Consider the following 18,068-nt stretch of genomic DNA (forward strand, 5'->3'; position numbering starts at 1 on the left):
TCAGCCGGCCGCGGCGGCGCAGGCAGGCAACGCGTCGACGTCACCGCCGTCTGCGATCACCTCGAGCGCATCGAGTGATTCCTGCAGCGTCGAGGTGCTGATGACCCTCAGCCCGTCCGGGATGTGACCGACTACTTCACCGCAGTTCGTGGACGGCGCGAGGAAGTAGTCAGCCCCCGCATCACGCGCGCCGTACAACTTCTGACGGATGCCGCCGATCGGCCCCACGGCGCCAGTAGCGTCGATCGTGCCGGTTCCAGCGATGTCTTTGCCGCCGGTGAGCGTGCCCGGCGTGAGCTCGTCGACGATTCCCAACGCGAACATCATGCCGGCGCTCGGCCCCCCGACGTTGTCGAGCTGGATGGCGACATCAAACGGAAAGTCGTACTCGGTTGTGAACGAGATGCCGATCAACCAGGTATCGATGCCGCTGACCTGTTCCTGCTTCGGGGTGACTTCGATCTGCTGTTCCTCGCCATCGCGCAGCACTGTCAGCTCGAGAGGTTCGCCCGTCGAGTCCTGCACCGCGGCCCGCAGCGCGCTGGCGCTCGAGAGCGGTTCGCCGTCGACGGCCTCGACGCGGTCGCCCTCCTCGAGCAGTCCGTCTGCCGCCGAGTCTTCGACGATCGATACGACCTCGACTTCGGCGCCGGTGTCATAGCCAAGCTGATGCAATGCAGCCGCTGTCGCCTCATGCTGCGAATCGACCATCAGCAGAGCGTTCTGCTCGTCGCGCTGCTCGCTGGTCACACCTACGGGGAACACCGAATCCAGGGGCACGACTGCGCGGGACGAATCCATCCACGCCAGCGCGAGCTCGAACCACGACGGCGTGCGCTCACGGTTGCCGACGACCTGCACGGTGGTCAGGTTCAGGCTTCCACTCGTCTCGAAGGTCTTAGTGCCCTCGATCTCGATGAGCGGCACCTGCTCGCCATCAGCACTTGCCGCGGTCCCGAGCGTGTCGTACACCGGGCCCGGACGCTGAATGACGTAGGGCGTCGGCAGGAAGGTCAGGGCGACCAGAGCCGCAAGTGCGACGATCAGCGCCCACACTCCGAGCCCGATGCGGGCAGGACGAGTTCGTGCCACGTGATTTCCTCCGTCGTTCGCGACCGGCGTACAGCGATCTGCTCGCGCCGGGGGTGCGCGCAGAAACCTGTGACTAGCGTAGATGGCACGGCTAGCGACGTGCTGAGAGGCGACGAAATGGCAGACAACGATCCGAACCCGGAAGACTTCCAGGAGTTCCTGCGAAAAATGATGTCCGGCGCGGGCGGTGGAGACTTCGATCTCAGTGCGCTGCAGAACGCGCTCGGCGGTGAAGGCGGCATCCAATTCGATCCAGCGATGATGGCCGCGCTCTCCCAGCAGCTGCAGAATGTGTTCGGCGGCGACCCGTGGGAGAACACCCTGCGGCAGGCCCTGCACATCGCGAACAAGGAGGGCCAGGGCATCACTGACGGATCTCGTCATTCTCTGGTCGACGCCTTCGGCCTCGCGAACCTCTGGCTCGGCGAGGCGACCACGATCGCCGAGCTGTCCGAGAGCCCTCAGGCCATGACGCGCGGCGAATGGGTCGAGAAGACCCTGCCGGTGTGGCGGGAGATCGCCGAGCCGGTCTCGACCAGCATCGCCGACGCTCTCACCAGTGCGCTCGACTCGCAGGTTCCCGAAGACATGCGCGACGCGATCCAGGGGGCGGGCAAGCTCATGCGCGGCCTCGGATCCTCGGTGTTCGCGGCACAGTTCGCTCAGGTGCTCGGCAACCTCTCGCTCGAGGTCGTCTCCGGCGGAGACGTCGGCATCCCGGTGCTTCCTGCGGGCACGGCTGCCGTCATCCCCCAGAACCTCACCGCGTTCGGTGAGGGTCTGGAGATTCCCGAAGACCAGATCACCCTCTATCTCGCGACGCGTGAGCTCGCCTACGCCCGCCTGTACCGGCACGCGAAGTGGCTGCACCTACAGGTCATGTCGCAGATCACCGACTTCGCTCGCGGTGTGACTGTCGATGTCGATGCGCTCGAAGATGTCGCCAGCCGCCTGGATCCTTCGAACCCCGAAGAGCTCCGCGCGGCGATCGAAGGCGGAGCACTGCTGCCGACGCAGACCGAGGCACAGCGCGAGGCTCTCGCACGACTCGAGAACATCATCGCGATGATCGATGGCTGGGTGGATGTCGTCACCAGCGAGGCCACCTCCCGCCTTCCCGATGGCGCACGACTGGCTGAAGCGGCCCGCCGCCGCCGTGCGGTCGGTGGTCCTGCAGAGGACGCCCTGGGTGCATTGGTCGGTCTGAAGTTGCGCCCACGACGCATGCGCGAAGCATCCGCGATGTGGCGCAAGGTGACGGATGCTGTCGGCATCAGCGCGCGCGACTCGCTCTGGGACTACCCGGATCTGCTGCCTTCGGCAGCGGATATCGACGACCCGACGGCGCTCATCGAACGGCTCCAGGCCCGCGCGCGCGGCGAGGAACCAGTCGCCGATGAGTTCGACGAAGCTCTCGCCCGCCTGCTGGATGGCGACGACTTCTCGGCTGACACTGACGCCGACAGCGATGCCGACAATGACGCTGACAGCGGGCCTGCTGACGGCGAGAAGCCGGTGTGATCGGAGCACCACTCGCTCTGCACTTCGCCGAATTCGGGGAAGTTGTCCACTGATCATCGAATTGCGCCCTTCGGGGCGTAATCGCTGGTCAGACTCGGGGAATGCCTCCCCTTTCTCCGACGACGCTGACCAGAATCGACCCGGCCTTTCCCCTGCTCTGGCGTGACGTCGACACGGTGCAGTTCGGGCTGGAGGCCGAGGTTGTCGTACCGCTTTCGGCTCCGTGGGTCGAGCCGCTCCTCCAGGCCATGCGCAACGGCTTCCGGCGCGCATCGTTCGACGTGATCGCGCACGGGCTCGGCGCGCCGCGAGGCCCAGCCCGTGAGCTGCTGCGAGCGCTCGAACCTGTGCTGCGTCCCGATCGCCGGCCACTGCCGCAGATCTGGGTCGAGAGTGTCAACCTCAGTGACTCACGCATTCAGGCGCGGGTCGAGCACGCGCTCGTCGACGAGGGCTTCGCGACGGTCGATCGTGGCGCGCATGATGCTGTCGGCATCGTGCTCGTGCACGGCGCCGCATCCGCGCATCAGCTGGCAGGTTACCTCCGCGACGATCTCCCCCATCTTCCGGTGGCGTTCGAACCCGGCGGCACGACCATCGGTCCGATGATCGTGCCTGGCCACACTCCGTGCCTGTCGTGCCGCGACGCCCACGAGCGCGACCGGGATCCCGCGTGGCCCAGCATGCACGCCCAGCTCGTCGGTGCGACGTCGGTCGACATCGCTTCCGTGCGCACGATCGAAGCGGCTGCCCTTGTCGCGCGCATGCTCGGCGAGATCGACGACGCGAAACTCACCCAGTCCGTCCGGATCAGCGGCGACGGGCGGCGCCTGTGGAGCGAGGCGAAATTTCACGCAGATTGCCTGTGCCGCGAGCAGACGTCCCGATCTCCTCAAGGAACCGCGAAGGGCGCCGATCCCCTCGCCCAGACGAACGCGACCACGACAGCGCCAGCGTTCGTGCGGCGCGCGTGATGCCGACGTAGGCAAGGCGCCGTTCCTCATCGATGGCGTCGAAGCCTGTCGCGTACGAGATCGGCAACGCACCCTCAGCGCAGCCGGCCAGGAACACGTGCGGCCATTCCAAGCCTTTGGCTGCGTGCAGAGTCGACATCGTCACCGTCTGCATCGTCGGCTCGTGCTGGTCCTTCGCCCGGGCCATGAGAGTCTCACTGAATGAACGCAGCGTCGTGTCATCGCTCGCCTCCTCCGCGAGGCGCAGGATGGCACGCCGGGCCTCCCACCCATCGCGCTGTGCGCCGCCCGCGGCCGGCGGCTCGTCGGTGAGACCCATTTCGCGCAGCACCCTGCGCACATTCGGCAGGAACCCGCGCTCTGTCGGCGCGACGGATGCTCCACGAAGAGCGAGCACCGCTTGACGAACCTCTGGCATGTCGAAGAATCGCTTGCCGCCGAGCACCGTCGAGGGGATCCCTGCTTCGGCGAGCGCCTGCTGGATCGGGGCGGATTGCGCGTGCGCCCGGTAGAGGATGGCGATCTCGGACGGTTGGGCACCAGCCTTGATCCGCGCGACGATGCCAGTGGCGATGCCAGCAGCTTCCTCCGCGTCACTGTCGTATGCGGTTACGGTCGGCGCATCAGCCGTCGGCGCTTCGCGGGCTGCGACGAGCTCAAGCGCGCCGGGGCGCCCCTTCATCAGCGCATTGGCTGCGTCGAGAATCGGGGGCTGCGAACGATAGTTCGTCTCGAGACGCACGACCGTGGCATCAGGGTACGTGCGGCCGAACTCCAGCAGGTAGCGCTGGTCGGCACCCGCGAAGGAATAGATCGTCTGGCTCGCGTCACCGACCACGCAGATGTCGCGGCGTTCACCGAGCCACAGCTCCAGCAGACGGTTCTGCAGTGGTGAGACGTCCTGAAACTCATCGACCGTGAAATGCCGGTACTGCTCGTGCACCGATGCGGCGACACGGGTTTCGGCCTCCAGCATTCCCGCACATGCCAACAGCACGTCCTCGAAGTCGAGCTGATGACGATCATCTTTGAGCACTTCGTACCCGCGCTGCAGTTCGGCGAGCTGGTCGGTGTTCACCCGACCGACCGATTTGCCGAGTGCCGCATGCTGATCGATCGTCAGCATCGAGACCTTGCGCCATTCGATCTCACTCGCAACGTCACGCAGCGTGGCGGTATCGAGCCGCAGACGCAGCTGCTCTGCGGCCTGGCCGAGAACACGCACCTTGTTGTCGACGATCTTCGGGGCGGGAGAACCAGCCAGTGTCGGCCAGAAGAAGTTCAACTGCGCGAGGGCTGCCGCGTGGAAGGTGCGCGCTGAGACGCCCTCGATACCGAGCGCGCGCAGTCGACCGCGAAGCTCCCCCGCGGCCTTCGAGGTGAAGGTGACAGCCATCACTCGGCTCGGCGAGTAGGCACCGGTGTCGACGCCGTGCGCGATCCGGTGCGTGATGACGCGAGTTTTTCCCGTACCGGCTCCAGCGAGAACTGCGACGGGTCCGCGCAGTACCGTTGCTGCTTCCCTCTGCCGTTCATCGAGCGCGTCGAGTGCGCTCACTGGGGCCCAGCGTCCGTGATCCGGGCAGTAGGATTCCGGTCTTCGTACCAGTCGATGATGAGCGCGCGGGCGATGGATGCGGGGCCAGGAAGCCCGATCGGGCCGTCGCCGTTCAGCGCGGAACCGATCTCCTCGCGCGTGCACCAGCGCACGTCGATGATCTCTTCACCGTCGGGCCGTGCCTCCCGTGCGTCCGATGCCGTCGCCCGGAAGCCGATCATGAGCGAGCGCGGGTACGGCCACGGCTGCGAAGAGATGTAGCGGATATCGTCGAGGTGGACGCTGGCCTCCTCTTCGATCTCACGATGCACCGTGGTCTCGAGCGATTCGCCCGCCTCGACGAACCCGGCGAAGCACGAGTACATCCGTCCTCGCCAGTTCGCGTTCGCCCCGAGCAGCAGCCGCTCTCCGTCCGCGCTCTCGACGGCGACGATCACCGCCGGATCAGTGCGGGGGAAGATGTCGACCTCACAGGTCTCGCAGCGCCGGGACCAACCGCCCTGACGCAGCACGGTCTCGGCGCCGCACTTCTGACAGAATCGCGCATCGCGCAACCAGGAGGCGACAGTGACGGCGGCGACGAGCGTCTCGGTGTTCTCCGCGTCGAGCATCCCACCGGTGTCACGCACCCCCAGCCAGGTCTCGGCGGGCGCGGCGTCGATCGAGTCGTGTTCGGGCTCCACCGCGGCGATCAGGATCGTGCGGCCCTGGCCGTCACGGCCGAGCAAGCCCCACTCCGCACCCTCGCCGACCTCCGACGGCGAGACAGTCACAAGAGCATCATCCGCAACGCGCGCACGCCCTTCGCGGACGACGATCACCAGAGCATCCGCCGATGAACGCAGCGCATCGAGGATGCCCGGTTCATCGCGAAGGAAGCCAGCGCGGTCGAACACGGCGCGTGAAACGTTCATCGACTCCTCTTTCGCAGGCGTGGCGTAGGCGGAACCGCACCCGAGCACACCTAACCTTGGGGTCATGGCACGGTCTCCCTTTACTCTAGCGGCGGCGGTCACCGCCGCTCTGCCCGGGGCGGAGGTCGTGGGAGCACGATCTCTCACGGCCGACGGCGATGGACGATTCGACTCCGCCGTCGTCACCCTCGCCGATGGACGAGAGCTCGCGATCCGCGTCGGTGACGACGACGAGACCTCACGAGAGCTCGCTTCCGAGTCGATCGCGCTGCGAGCGCTGACGACGGGAGCCCGTGCGATCCTGCCCTTCCGCGTGCCCGAGTACCTGGGTGAAACCCGACTCGCAGACGGACGTGCGCTGGTGACCGAGCTGCTGCCCGGGTTCCAGATCGAAGCGACTCACGTGCCGAGTGGGCGGGGTGCTGCGGCATCCATGGGCGCCGCGATCGCTGCCGTGCATGCCCTCCCTGCCTCGGTCGTGCGCAGCGCCGGCCTCAGCGCGCGCAGCGCTGAGGAGGTACGCGCCGAGATCGGCCGGCTGGTCGACGGCGCGGCCGCAACCGGCCGGGTCCCTGCCAGGCTCACCGTGCGCTGGCGCGAAGCCGTCCAAGACGATGACCTGTGGCGTTTCGAATCAGCCGTGACGCTCGGCGGTGTGAAGGCGACCTCCTTCCTGTTCGAAGACGACCCAGAGCGCGGGCCAGAGGTCACAGGGCTCCTCGACTGGCATGGTCTGTCGCTCGGCGATCCTGCGGTCGACCTCGCGTGGCTCTCCTCTGCACCGGATGCTGCCGGCGACGTGCACGCGACCTATGCAGAATCCTCCAATCGTGCACCCGATGCCGCACTCGCCGTACGCGCACGGATGCTGGCCGAACTCGAGTTCGCCCGCTGGCTGGTGCACGGCGATGCGATGCATCGCGAAGACATCGTCGATGATGCGGCTGCGCTGCTGGATGCGCTCGCCGAGGGTCTGCGCGAGAACGATCTGACGGTGATCGCTGCCCGCGGCGAGGGCGTCGATTCCGCGCTGGACGCTCTTGATCATGTCCCCGCGACGGCATCGACCGGCATCAACACCTCGATGCAGACCGATGCCTACAGCCCCGGTGATCTCCTTCCGGAGGAGTCGCTCTCCACAGGCACCGGCGATGTCGCGGTCGCCCGTGTGAAGGATGCTGACGCGACAGAAGACCTCTCAGACGTCGCTGAGTCCGGACTCATCCCCTCAGATGAGCCCCTGTCGCAGGCCGAACCCGCCGATGAGGCTCAGCGCGCAGCGCGCGCGGCGCTCCACCGCTGGACCAATTCTTCCTCCGAATAGACCCGTTCGCCTCTGATCACGAGGTCATCGGCCACGTAGTAGAGGGCGACATCGATCTCATCGAGCGGAACGCCGAACCGACGGTGGTAGGCGAGTCGATACAGCGCGAGCTGCAGCATCCGCTCGTCCTTCTCCGCCGCCGTTCGGGGTGCCTTGCCTGTCTTCCAGTCGACGATCTCGATGCGTCCACCGCGATCCGCGCGGCGATAGACGGCGTCGAGCTTGCAGATGACGATGTGCCCGTGACCTGTTTCATCTGCCGCGAGGACGAAGTCGATCTCGATCTCCACCGCGATCGGGCGTAGCTCGGCCCACTCGCTGCGTTCGAAGATCGCGCGCAGCTGCTCCAAGTCTTCGATATCGGTCGCTGAGGCGTTCCACGCTTCGGGCGCCTCGTCGTCGATCTCCCACAGTGCACTCTGCGGGCTCGGCGCCGTGCCGACGAGTCCCGAACGATGCTCGACCCACGCGTGGAACAGGGTTCCGAGCCTGGTCTGCCGATAGGGGCGCTCTGGCATGGGTCTGGTGAGGCTGTGGACGGTGCCTGCGTAATCGGTGATGTAGTCCTTGAACCGTGAGGCCGGCACTCGAGTCGGCGCCTCGGCAGTGACGCCGCGCTGGCGTTCTGCGCGCTCGGCGAGGAGCCTGCGGAGCATGTCGCTCGGCGCGGCTGCATCGTTCTGGAACTCGTCACGCACGGCGTCCGCTGCCTCCTCGACCCTTGCGCGTCTGGTTCCGAGCGGGTCGAGGGGCCAGATGCTGGTCTTGCCCTCACCCTCGTAAGGGTTCTCGTCCTCGTCGATCTCGGTCACCGGATCGATGCCGATGACGTCGAAGGCCTCGAGCAGGTAGGGCCCTGGCTTTCGCGGCTTCTTCTGTCCTGCCCAGTGCGAGCCGCTGAGCAGGAGGTCTGTGCGCGCACGGGTGACGGCGACGTAGCCCAGCCGGCGCTCCTCCTGCTGCTGGTAGTCGCGATAGGCGTCTTTGAATACCGTGATCGCGCCGGGAGTCGACTTGCTCGCGCTGGTCAGCGACGCGATTCCCGCTTTGAGCCGTTTGGCGGGGTCGAGTTCTTCCTCGGTCGGGGGCAGCCAGTTGAACGTCGGGAGGGCCGCACGGTCGCCGCGCAGTGCGAAGGGCAGCACGCCGAACCCGAACCAGCCCGAGGTGTCGCTCGGGCGCGATGGCAGCTCGCCGTCGACCATGCGAACCACCGCGACCGCATCCCACTCGAGGCCCTTGGAGCCGTGGATGGTCAACAGCTGCACGACTCCGGGCTCTGGCGGTTCGGGACGCGGCATGAGTTCATCGGTGCTCTCGGCCTTATCGAGCCAGGCCAGCAGGCTGCCGATCGTCCCTCGATCGTCAGCGGCGAGAAACGCACGCACCTCATCCGCGAACGTACGAAGCTGCGTGGCGGCGACCCGCGCAGGTCCGCGCGACTCGTTCGCCGCCAGTTCGATATCGAGGCGCAGCTCGAGCTCGATGAGCCTGATGAGCTCGGGGATTGGCTGACCCGATGCGCGGCGCAGTCGCTCGAACATCTCCCCCGCTGCGCGGATGCGCGCTCTGCCCTCCGACGAGATTCCCTCCAGCAGACGGTAGTCATCGCGCAGCCCTCGCACGACATCGACCGCGTCCACGATGGAGACCGCTTCATCGGCACCGCGCGAGGCCCTGATGCGTGATCGCAGCTCTTCCGGCAGCGGCAGCAGACCGCTGTCGCGCCGGGACAGCTCCCCGGCCAGCGCGTACAGCGCCCCCATATCAGCGACCCCGACGCCGAAGCGCGGGCCGACCAGCAGGCGGATCAGCGGCGAGCCGGCGTTCGGATCGTGGATGACGCGGAGGGCCGAGAGCACATCGACGACCTCGGGAGTGGCCAGCAATCCGCCCAGCCCCAGGATTCGATGCGGAATGCCGCGTACGGCAAGTGCTTCAGCGAAGGTCTGCATATGCCGCTTGGAGCGGAACAGGATCGCACCGGTGTGCGGATTCGCGCTGTCACTGTGAGCTGCCCGGCGCTCGGCGAACCATTCCGCAACCTGTGCGGCCTCATCGTGCACAGTGAGCGGAAAGCGCACGCCGACGGTTCCCGCGCCGGCGCCGGGGCGCGCTTCGAGCGGCGGCACGTCGAGCTCTGCCCGTCGCAGCGGCTTCAAGACCTCGTTGGCGATATCGAGGATCGTGCTGTCATTGCGCCAGCTCGTCATCAGGCTGTAGCTGTGCGCGGGCTGTTCGGCGGCGAAAGTGGCGGCGAACGCGTAGAGATTGTCTGCACTGGCACCGCGCCAGCCGTAGATCGACTGATGGGGGTCGCCGACCGCCATCACCGCCTGATCCCGGAAGAGCGCCGCCAGGAACCGGGTCTGGATGACCGACGTGTCCTGATATTCATCAAGGAGCACGACCCGATGCTGTTCCCGCAGATCTTCGCGCACGTCAGGAGCGGTCTCGACGATGTCGAACGCGCCGCTGACCTGGTCGGCGAAATCAAGGACGCCACGACGCTGCTTCTCGGTGTTGTACTCGCGGACGAGTGCGGTCAGCGTGGGCAGCGAGAGCAGGTTGTCGGCGATCTTCGCGATCGGGTCACTGCTGCGATAAGGCTCGAACGCCCGCGCCTGCTCTACTGCGATGCGCTCAGCCCGGCCGAGGTCGGCCCGATGATCGAGCGCATCGCCGGCAAGACGCTGCACGGCGTCGACGATGGTCGCGACCGACAGCTCGATGTCTTCGAGCTGTGGCAGGTCAGCGCGAAGCACCACCTCACGGGCGAGCATCCACGAGGCCGCTTGAGTGAGCATCGCGGCATCCGAATCTCGGCCGATCCGCGCGGCGTGCTCCCTGACGATCGAATCGGCGAAGGCGTTGTAGGTCGACACTCGCGGCTGCACCAGCAGATCGTCCGCAGTGCGTGCCGCCGCAGGATTCCAGCCGGTGCCGTAGTTCACTGCGAGCTCATCGAGGACATGGTTGCGCACGAGAGCCTTCTGCGCCGACGTCGTGGCTGCGTTCACGCGCGCAAGAGCACCGGATGCCACGATTTCAGGCACATGCGCAAGCAGCCCGCGCCTGCCGAACTCGTCGATGACCGCGAGCCGGGCCCCGATGCGCTCCGCCAGCTCGCCGGCTGCCTTGCGGGTGAAGGTAAGGCCGAGGATCTCGTCGCGGCGCACGTGTCCGTTGGCGACCAGCCAGACCACTCGCCCCGACATCGTCTCGGTCTTGCCGCTGCCCGCGCCCGCGACCACCAGAGCGGGGGTCGGCGGTGCCTCGATCACGCGCTGTTGCGCCTCGGTGGGAGGGAACTGACCCAGCGCCGCCGCGACATCGAGTGCCGACAGCCCCAGGCCATCACCCCACGCGCTCATGCACTCACCGCGGGAACGGTGTGGATGCGGCACGGCTGCACCCGCCACTGCACATCAGCGCAGTGTGCTTCGACGTGCGCAGTGAACGTGTTCGCCGACATTCCCTTGGCGGCATCCGCAAGTCGGCCCAGAAAACGCGTGCGGTCCTCGCCGACAAGAGTGTGCTGATGCGCGACCCGATAGTCACTGCCAGACAGTGTCTTCGCCACCAGCACCAATCTGGCACCGGCGAGCGCCTGCGCGTCGGCATCGGTGACGAGCCCCTGCTCAACTGCGATCTGATACGCGGCGAGCTGTGCATGGTCTATGACCTTGGCATCGGACTCCGACTCGTACTTGCCGGTCTTGAGATCGACCACCACGACGCGCTCCCCCTCGATGTTCGTTCCCATGGCTGCGAAGTTCTTGCCCCGAGCCGCCGCGTGCTCGCCTCCGCCGCGCGGATAGGCCTCGACACGGTCGATGAACCCGTGCACGAGAGCGCGGTGGGGCCCGTAGACCTCGTCGCCGACGTAGACCTCAGGTGCGTTTTCTGCCACCTCGTCGCCCACCTCGACGGCGAAGCGGAACTCGACCTCGCTGGCCAGAACGCGCCCGCGCTCGGTGACGACGTTCCCGAGGTACGAGTGCAGACGGTCGATGTAGAGCTCTGCTCGGCGCCGTTCCTTCCGGCCGATCCATTCGGTCTCGAACTCCAGTTCCGGCCAGAGGGCGGCGACGACCTCACGCATCTTCTCGAGCTCGCCATCGGGGACCGTCTCCATCGCCGAGTGGATGATCGTTCCGATCCCCGCCGACGGCGGCAGCACGGTGTCGCCTCCGAGGGATGCGATCACCCAGTTGAGCTCGCACTCTTCGAACGCCTCCATCTTCGACGGAGAGACGCGTGCGGCCTCGACCTGGAGATCGTGCAGGGGCGCCGTCGTCGAAGGCTCGGCAATGCCGTACCACTCGGCGGGGGCAGCGCCTGACACCTCGGCTTCAGCGAGCAGACGCAACTGCTGGGCAGCAGCCACGCGCTCCGCAGGATTCGTCGTACTGGTGAGCGTGCGCCGGTGCTTCGCAACCAGTCCGCGCAGAGTGAGCGGATGCTCGGCGGCAGGATGCTGCGAAGACGGCGGGGGTGCAGGAAGGAACGAGAAGAAGGCGCTGGGACCGGTGGTGTCGTCATCGACCGCGGTGACCAGAATGCGCGTGCGCGCCCGGGATACAGCGCGCACGAACAAGCGCAGTTCATCGTGCAGTGCGTCGCGACGGCGATCAAGGACCCCCTGCGGCGCCTGTTGTGCGCCAGTGCGCGCTGCGACTACGGCATCCGCCAGGCGCCATGTCTCGAGCAGGCCGCCGCGGAGACGCGTGTTGGGCCAGACGCCGTCCTGCACACCGGAGACGATCACCGCATCGAACTGCGTGCCCAATGCCGTCGCGGGCGTGAGCAGCGTCACCAGGCCTGGGCGATCCGGCGTCGAGAGGGTGTCTTCGGGCACCTCGCTGTCGAGGATGTCGCGCACGAAGGTATCCGGCTGCTCTTCGGGTGTCCGCTCCACGAAGCGCTTGGCCGCATCGAAAAGCGCAACCAGCGCATCCAGCGCACGAGCGATCTCGCCACCGCCGTGCTGCTCGGCACTCTCGCGCCAGGACTTCTGCAGCTTAGAGCCGTCCAGCGCGCGCGCATTATCCCAGATGCGCCAGAGCAGTTCGTGGATCGTCTCTCCGGCCTCGGCCGCCGCCGTCATCTCAGCAAGCGTCTTGGCGAAGCGGGCAGCGACGCGAGCCTCGGGAGCATCGATGAAGGTGAACGCCGCCGGATGGCTCATCGCCTCGCGCAGCAGCTCTCCCGCGGGGGTCGAGCCGCCATCGGCGAGCTCGTTGTGGCGCATTCGCGCGCGCAGGCGCCGGAGACCGACGGCATCCATCCCACCGAACGGCGAGCGCAGTGCCTCGATGAGCGCCTCGGTCTCTCGCTGCTCGAGCGGCGTCAGCGCGAGTCGCACGATGCCGACGATGTCGCGCACGACGCTCTCGCTGCCGAGCGGCCGCTGCACGCCCGCGGCCCGGGTGGGAACTTCGCGGGCTGCGAGCTCGGTCTCGAGGGCCGTCACCTGACGGGTGTCGTGCGCGATGACCGCCATGTCGCTCCACGCGATGCCCTCGGTGAGATGCCACTCGCGCAGCGTTCCCGCGATCCGATCGATCTCTTCGTACGGAGAGGAGGCGAGGAACGTCTGCACCGCCGGGTCCGGATGCTCCGGCGCGGGCCCTGGCGGCCGGCGATGCTCCACTCGTCCGGCCACACCGATCGCCTGAGTCACGGTGCGCGTCAGATCGATCAGGGCCGGCACTTGCCTGTGCGGCATATCGAGCACGAACACCTGGCCGAGCATTCCGGCCAGGTCGTGGAACAGCTGCGGGCTCGCACCGCGGAACGCCCCCGAGGAGATATCGGGATCACCGAATGCCAGCACGGCGATCCCCCGCGAGCGCAATGCCTGCACGAGCGTGATGCCGCCACGTGTGATCTCCTGCGCATCATCGATCAGCACGACGCGCAGCGGCGCGAGAGGACCCAGGGTCGCAGCATCCGCCTCGAAGAGAATCGCGGAGGCTTCGCTGATCAGATCGGCGGCATCGCGATATGAGGTGCGCATGCGCGCGAGCACTGCTCGGTACTCGTCGAGGAAATCACCCGCGACGCGCCACACCGCGCGATCTGAGGACTGCAGCTCTGCAGGAGTCACTCGGAGCTCGGTACATTCCGCGAGAAAGGCGCGCAGTTCGGAACGGAAGCTCTTGGACGCGCGAACGGCGGGGCTCAACGTCTCCGGCCACCTGCTCGCTTCTCCCGCTGCCTCGTCTTCTGCGTCCCCCGCGAGCAGGTCGGCGATGATGCGATCCTGATCTGCGCCGGTCAGGAGTGCCGGAGGATCTTCACCGGCGCGAACCATCGCCCCCCGCACGATTTGGAAGGCCAGCGACCCCAAAGACCTCGCGAGAGGACCGGGGGTCGCCTGCCCGACTCGCACACCGATCCGGTCGCGCAGCACGGTCGCCGCCTGTCGATTCGCTGTCAGCGCAAGAACCTCTTCGGGGGCGAGTGCCCGCTCTTCGAGCAGGTGCACGACACGCTCGATCAGCGTCTGCGTCTTGCCCGTGCCCGGTGCACCGATGATCACAGCGGATGCCTCGACGGGGGCGTTCACGACCACGCGCTGTCCGGCATCCTCTGTCATGTCATCCACGCTATCGGCAGCCGCAGACAGCGCCGCGACACCTGCCCGCGGGGTAGAGTCGTCTCAGTCCCCGAATCTTCAAGGAGCACGCGTGGAAATCCGCATCGGCATCATCAACACCGGCCGCGAACTGAACTTCGAGACCTCCACCTCTGCGGACGAGGTCCGCACCCAGGTGGCCTCCGCTCTCGAGCAGAACGCCGCTCACGTGAGCTTCATCGATGTCAAGGGCAACTCCTACATCATCCCCACGGCGAACCTCGCCTTCGTCGAGCTCGGCACCGAAGAGTCCCGTCGCGTCGGCTTCGTCGCCTGACCCGGATGTACATCCTTCTCGCGCTCATCGCAGCGTGCGCGTGCGGCATCGGTGTTCACTACCTGTTGCCGCACCGCTCGCTGCGCGGTGTTGCGCTCGTGCCGGCGATCGCGACGGCGTCCTCCGCAGTGATCTACACGGTCATGCAGTGGGCCGGCATCAGCGACGGCAACGGATGGCTGTGGCTGGCGAGCATCGTCGGCGCACTCCTGATCGCCGCTGTCGCCGGCGCGCTGCTGACGCAGAACCGGCGCACATCGGATGCTGCCAAGAAGGCCGCGCTCGGAATCTGAGCGACGCGTCTGAGCGACGCAGGAACAGCTACGCGGCGAGTCCCATCGCGTCCATGCGGCGTGCGTGCGCGCCCATGAGCTCGGTGTAGACCGGTTCGACGCGCTCTTCTTCTACCGCGAGACGCTCGCTGCGCAGGGCCTGACGTGCAACGAGAAGGGTGTCGCCGACGAGTCGGCGCGCCCACATCGACAGGAGCGAGCGCCACTCGCCATCGCTCTCGATCGTCTTCTTGAGGATCGAGACGACCTCTCCGGTGTCATCGTCCTCGCTGAGGATCTCGGCGACCCGTGCGCCGGTCTCGCCGTAGCTGGAGGCAAGCGCGAGGTAGAAGTCGTCCAGCATCGCTGCCGTGATGTAGACCGCGAGCAGCGTCTCCCGCGGGCGGACGCCGATCGTCTTCCGGCGGAACGCGTCGAGCGGCTCCTGGAACGGCAGCATGATCTCAGTTGGGTCCTCGCCCTGAGCGGTGATGACCTCGACGATTCCGCGGTGCTTGCTGAGCGCTGCGCCTGCGGCGCGCGTCAGCGCGGCCTTCTCATCGAGCTCGGGCGTCGCGCGGATGAGACGTGTGAGCGTCTCGAAGTATCCGAGCTGCAGATAGGCGGCTTGGCCGAGGAAGCGATCGAGCTCGGGAGCGAGCTCGGCGAAGTCGACACGCGTCGTACCGCTGTGCTCCCCACGACCGCGCAGGGCAAGAGCACGTCGGGGCTTGTCTCGCTGCCAGAACCACTTCACCACGCAATCAGACTACCCGCGCAGGCCCATTCCTCGGCGCTAGACGCCCCTCGGGGTAGGCTGGACGAGTCCTGCCGTAGGAGCAGGGCGCCGCGCCTGTGGCACAAGAGACGGCGTGGATCCGTTACGTGGCGGCCTCTTCTTCAAGAACTCCGCCGGACAGGCACACAAAAAATTGACTACTTTCACTGATCTCGGCATCGATCAGGACATCGTCGAGGCACTCACTGCCAAAGGCATCATCGACGCGTTCCCCATTCAGGAGCAGACCATCCCGCTCGGTCTTCCCGGTCAGGACATCATCGGCCAGGCCAAGACCGGTACCGGCAAGACCTTCGGCTTCGGCATCCCTGTGGTGCAGCGCCTGGGTCTGAACCCCGAGCCCGGCGTCAAGGCCCTCATCGTCGTGCCGACCCGCGAGCTCGCGGTGCAGGTCTATGAAGACATCGATCTGCTCACCAGCAACCGCTCCACCAGCGTCGTCGCCATCTACGGCGGCAAGGCGTACGAAGGACAGATCGACCAGCTCAAGGCTGGCGCGCAGATCGTCGTCGGAACCCCCGGTCGCCTGATCGACCTCGCCGGCCAGCGTCTGCTCGACCTCTCGGGTGCGGTCGAGGTCGTCCTCGACGAGGCCGACAAGATGCTCGACCTCGGCTTCCTCGCCGACATCGAGAAGATCTTCCAGAAGGTGCCGGCGGTGCGCCACACCCAGCTGTTCTCGGCGACGATGCCCGGCCCGATCGTGGCCCTTGCACGCCGCTTCATGTCGAACCCGATCCACATCCGCGCGAACGACCCCGATGAGGGACTGACGCAGGCGAACATCAAGCACCTCGTCTACCGTGCTCACTCGATGGACAAGGACGAGATCATTGCCCGCATCCTGCAGGCCGAGGGCCGCGGCAAGACCGTGATCTTCACCCGCACCAAGCGTGCGGCTCAGAAGCTCGTGGACGAGCTCGGCGACCGCGGCTTCAACGTCGGCGGTGTGCACGGCGACATGGGCCAGGAGCAGCGAGAGCGGTCGATGGCCGCGTTCAAGGCCGGCAAGCGCGACGTGCTTGTCGCGACCGATGTCGCCGCCCGCGGCATCGACGTGGATGACGTCACTCACGTCATCAACCACACGATCCCCGACGAGGACAAGACGTACCTGCACCGCGCCGGCCGCACCGGCCGTGCTGGCAAGACCGGGATCGCAGTGACCTTCGTCGACTGGGAGGACCTGCACAAGTGGGCCCTCATCAACCGCGCCCTCGAGTTCGGCCAGCCCGATCCCGTCGAGACCTACTCGTCGAGCCCGCACCTGTTCGAAGAGCTCAACATCCCCGCCGGCACCAAGGGAAGACTGACTACAGCGCCGAAGGCCGAGAAGCCGGCATCAGAGCGTCGCCAGCGCCCGCCGCAGAAGGCCGCAGATGCTGCCGCTGAGGGCACGGACGAAGGCACGACGCGTCGCCGTCGCCGCCGCCGCCGCGGTTCGAGCGCCGAGCAGGTCGGTTCGACCTTCACTGAGGACGCTGCACCCGCCTCGTCGGCAGGCTCCGCTCCCGCACCCGCCGCAGATCGCGACGCTGAGGGCGCCGGAACACACGATGGCGATGCGACGAACGAGCACCGCGATGGAAAGTCCGCACCGCAGCGCCGTCGCCGTCGTCGCCGCTCCGGAGGCGCAGCGCCCACCGGCGCCTGAGATTCGCAGCGCGACCCGTCTCGCGCGGCCGTTTCCTGTTGGCGCTGCTGTTATTTCTGCAGCGCGAACCGGAATGAGTCGCGCGACTCAGAGAACAGCCGCGCGAACGTCAGGGGTAGCGGGGAGTTGATCCACTCGCCTGCGCGATGATCCGCTCGACCATCGCGTCGGCGGTGGTGTTCTCGCCTGGCCGGTTCGGCTTGCCCGTGCCGTGGTAGTCGCTCGACCCCGTCGCGATGAGATCATGCTTCACAGCGAGCTCGCGCAGCATGCGCTTGCCCGGCTCGGTATTCTCGCGGTGATCGATCTCGAAGCCGCCGAGGCCTGCGTCGATCAGCTGCTCGATGTACGGCAGCGGCATCTGTTCGCGTCCTGACGTGGCGGGGTGGGCGATGATCGCCACTCCCCCAGCATCCGTGATCAGGCGCACGGCGGTGATCGGATCCGGCGCGTAGTGCGGCTCGTAATACCCCTCACGCGGATGGAGGATCCCCTCGAACGCCTCTGTCCGGTCACGGACAATGCCGCGCGCGATGAGCGCATCGGCGATGTGCGGCCGGCCCACCGTGGCATCCGCCGTCGTGCGTTCGAGCACGTCGTTCCAGGTGAGGTCGTAGTCGCGGCTGATGTTCCCGACGATGCGCTCTGCCCGACCCAGCCGGTCATCGCGGATGCGATCCGTCTCGGCGCGCAGCGCCGGATCGGCCGGGTCGAACAGGTAGGCCAGGACGTGCACGCTGCGCCACTGCTGCTTCGCAGACAGCTCCATGCCGGGGATGAACGTCATGCCGAGGGATGCCGCGGCCTCCGCCGCTTCGCCCCACCCGGTCGTGCGGTCATGGTCGGTGAGCGCCAGCGTGCGCAGTCCATACCCGCGTGCCTGCCGCACCACGTCTTCTGGGCTTTCCGTGCCGTCGGAGTGGTTCGAGTGCAGGTGCAGATCGCTCGGTCCCGCGAAAATCTGCACATCGGTCATATCCCTGACATTACTGCTGTCTCAAGGACCTCGACTGAGACCGTGCCGCGGCAGGTGATTCACA

General features: G+C 67.0%; 12 protein-coding genes. 5 read left to right on the top strand and 7 right to left on the bottom strand.

All coding sequences use genetic code 11. From position 1 onward, the window contains the following. A complete protein-coding gene (locus ACTU6V_RS10100; RefSeq protein ID WP_443467141.1) occupies positions 1–1,092 on the bottom strand; it encodes a YlbL family protein in 1,092 nt (363 codons plus the stop codon). Between the two features lie 117 nt (positions 1,093–1,209). Here ACTU6V_RS10100 and ACTU6V_RS10105 point away from each other — a divergent pair, with 117 nt between their 5' ends. Next, entirely contained in the window at positions 1,210–2,613 is a 1,404-nt protein-coding gene (locus tag ACTU6V_RS10105) for a zinc-dependent metalloprotease (RefSeq protein WP_443467142.1), read from the top strand. Positions 2,614–3,423: 810 nt separating this feature from the next. Here the strand turns inward: ACTU6V_RS10105 and ACTU6V_RS10110 are convergent. Together ACTU6V_RS10110 and nudC are read right to left on the bottom strand one after the other, a co-directional pair. After that, complete coding sequence (locus ACTU6V_RS10110) at positions 3,424–5,145, bottom strand: ATP-dependent helicase (RefSeq protein WP_443467143.1); 1,722 nt, start codon at positions 5,143–5,145, stop codon at positions 3,424–3,426. Beyond that, positions 5,142–6,059, bottom strand: a complete 918-nt coding sequence (gene nudC / locus ACTU6V_RS10115; RefSeq protein ID WP_443467144.1) for an NAD(+) diphosphatase — start codon at positions 6,057–6,059, stop codon at positions 5,142–5,144. Before nudC ends, ACTU6V_RS10110 begins: the two co-directional genes overlap by 4 nt. 64 nt (positions 6,060–6,123) lie before the next feature. Between nudC and ACTU6V_RS10120 the strand changes: the two genes are divergently transcribed. Further along, a complete protein-coding gene (locus tag ACTU6V_RS10120) occupies positions 6,124–7,383 on the top strand; it encodes a phosphotransferase (protein WP_443467145.1) in 1,260 nt (419 codons plus the stop codon). Here ACTU6V_RS10120 and ACTU6V_RS10125 read toward each other — a convergent pair. Further along, on the bottom strand, positions 7,329–10,757 hold the full coding sequence (locus ACTU6V_RS10125; RefSeq protein WP_443475531.1) for an ATP-dependent helicase: 3,429 nt from the start codon (positions 10,755–10,757) through the stop codon (positions 7,329–7,331). The two genes, ACTU6V_RS10120 and ACTU6V_RS10125, sit on opposite strands and share 55 nt — an antisense overlap. After that, complete coding sequence (locus tag ACTU6V_RS10130; RefSeq protein WP_443475532.1) at positions 10,754–13,987, bottom strand: ATP-dependent helicase; 3,234 nt, start codon at positions 13,985–13,987, stop codon at positions 10,754–10,756. Before ACTU6V_RS10130 ends, ACTU6V_RS10125 begins: the two co-directional genes overlap by 4 nt. Positions 13,988–14,078: 91 nt before the next feature. Between ACTU6V_RS10130 and ACTU6V_RS10135 the strand changes: the two genes are divergently transcribed. Together ACTU6V_RS10135 and ACTU6V_RS10140 are read left to right on the top strand one after the other, a co-directional pair. Further along, positions 14,079–14,303 carry a DUF3107 domain-containing protein gene (locus tag ACTU6V_RS10135; protein ID WP_443467148.1) on the top strand — a complete coding sequence of 75 codons (225 nt, stop codon included), beginning with the start codon at positions 14,079–14,081 and terminating at the stop codon, positions 14,301–14,303. 5 nt (positions 14,304–14,308) lie between these two features. Then, a complete protein-coding gene (locus tag ACTU6V_RS10140; protein ID WP_443475533.1) occupies positions 14,309–14,596 on the top strand; it encodes a hypothetical protein in 288 nt (95 codons plus the stop codon). A 28-nt stretch (positions 14,597–14,624) separates the two neighbouring features. Here the strand turns inward: ACTU6V_RS10140 and ACTU6V_RS10145 are convergent, their stop codons facing one another. Next, entirely contained in the window at positions 14,625–15,335 is a 711-nt protein-coding gene (locus tag ACTU6V_RS10145) for a ferritin-like fold-containing protein (RefSeq protein WP_443467150.1), read from the bottom strand. A gap of 172 nt (positions 15,336–15,507) precedes the next feature. Between ACTU6V_RS10145 and ACTU6V_RS10150 the strand changes: the two genes are divergently transcribed. Then, positions 15,508–17,028 (top strand): DEAD/DEAH box helicase, encoded by a 1,521-nt coding sequence (locus tag ACTU6V_RS10150; protein ID WP_443467151.1) that lies wholly within the window; start codon positions 15,508–15,510, stop codon positions 17,026–17,028. Between the two features lie 109 nt (positions 17,029–17,137). Here the strand turns inward: ACTU6V_RS10150 and ACTU6V_RS10155 are convergent, their stop codons facing one another. Next, a complete protein-coding gene (locus ACTU6V_RS10155; RefSeq protein ID WP_443467152.1) occupies positions 17,138–18,004 on the bottom strand; it encodes a PHP domain-containing protein in 867 nt (288 codons plus the stop codon). Between the last annotated feature and the right edge of the window lie 64 nt (positions 18,005–18,068).

Origin of the sequence: Microbacterium zouquanmingi (assembly GCF_052266675.1) — a bacterium.
Taxonomy (GTDB): domain Bacteria; phylum Actinomycetota; class Actinomycetes; order Actinomycetales; family Microbacteriaceae; genus Microbacterium.

Coding starts and splice junctions, on each gene's coding strand:
- ACTU6V_RS10105 (WP_443467142.1), top strand. CDS start 1,210: ATGGCAGACAACGATCCGAACCCGGAAGACTTCCAGGAGTTCCTGCGA.
- nudC (WP_443467144.1), bottom strand. CDS start 6,059: ATGAACGTTTCACGCGCCGTGTTCGACCGCGCTGGCTTCCTTCGCGAT.
- ACTU6V_RS10120 (WP_443467145.1), top strand. CDS start 6,124: ATGGCACGGTCTCCCTTTACTCTAGCGGCGGCGGTCACCGCCGCTCTG.
- ACTU6V_RS10125 (WP_443475531.1), bottom strand. CDS start 10,757: ATGAGCGCGTGGGGTGATGGCCTGGGGCTGTCGGCACTCGATGTCGCG.
- ACTU6V_RS10130 (WP_443475532.1), bottom strand. CDS start 13,987: ATGACAGAGGATGCCGGACAGCGCGTGGTCGTGAACGCCCCCGTCGAG.
- ACTU6V_RS10140 (WP_443475533.1), top strand. CDS start 14,309: ATGTACATCCTTCTCGCGCTCATCGCAGCGTGCGCGTGCGGCATCGGT.
- ACTU6V_RS10155 (WP_443467152.1), bottom strand. CDS start 18,004: ATGACCGATGTGCAGATTTTCGCGGGACCGAGCGATCTGCACCTGCAC.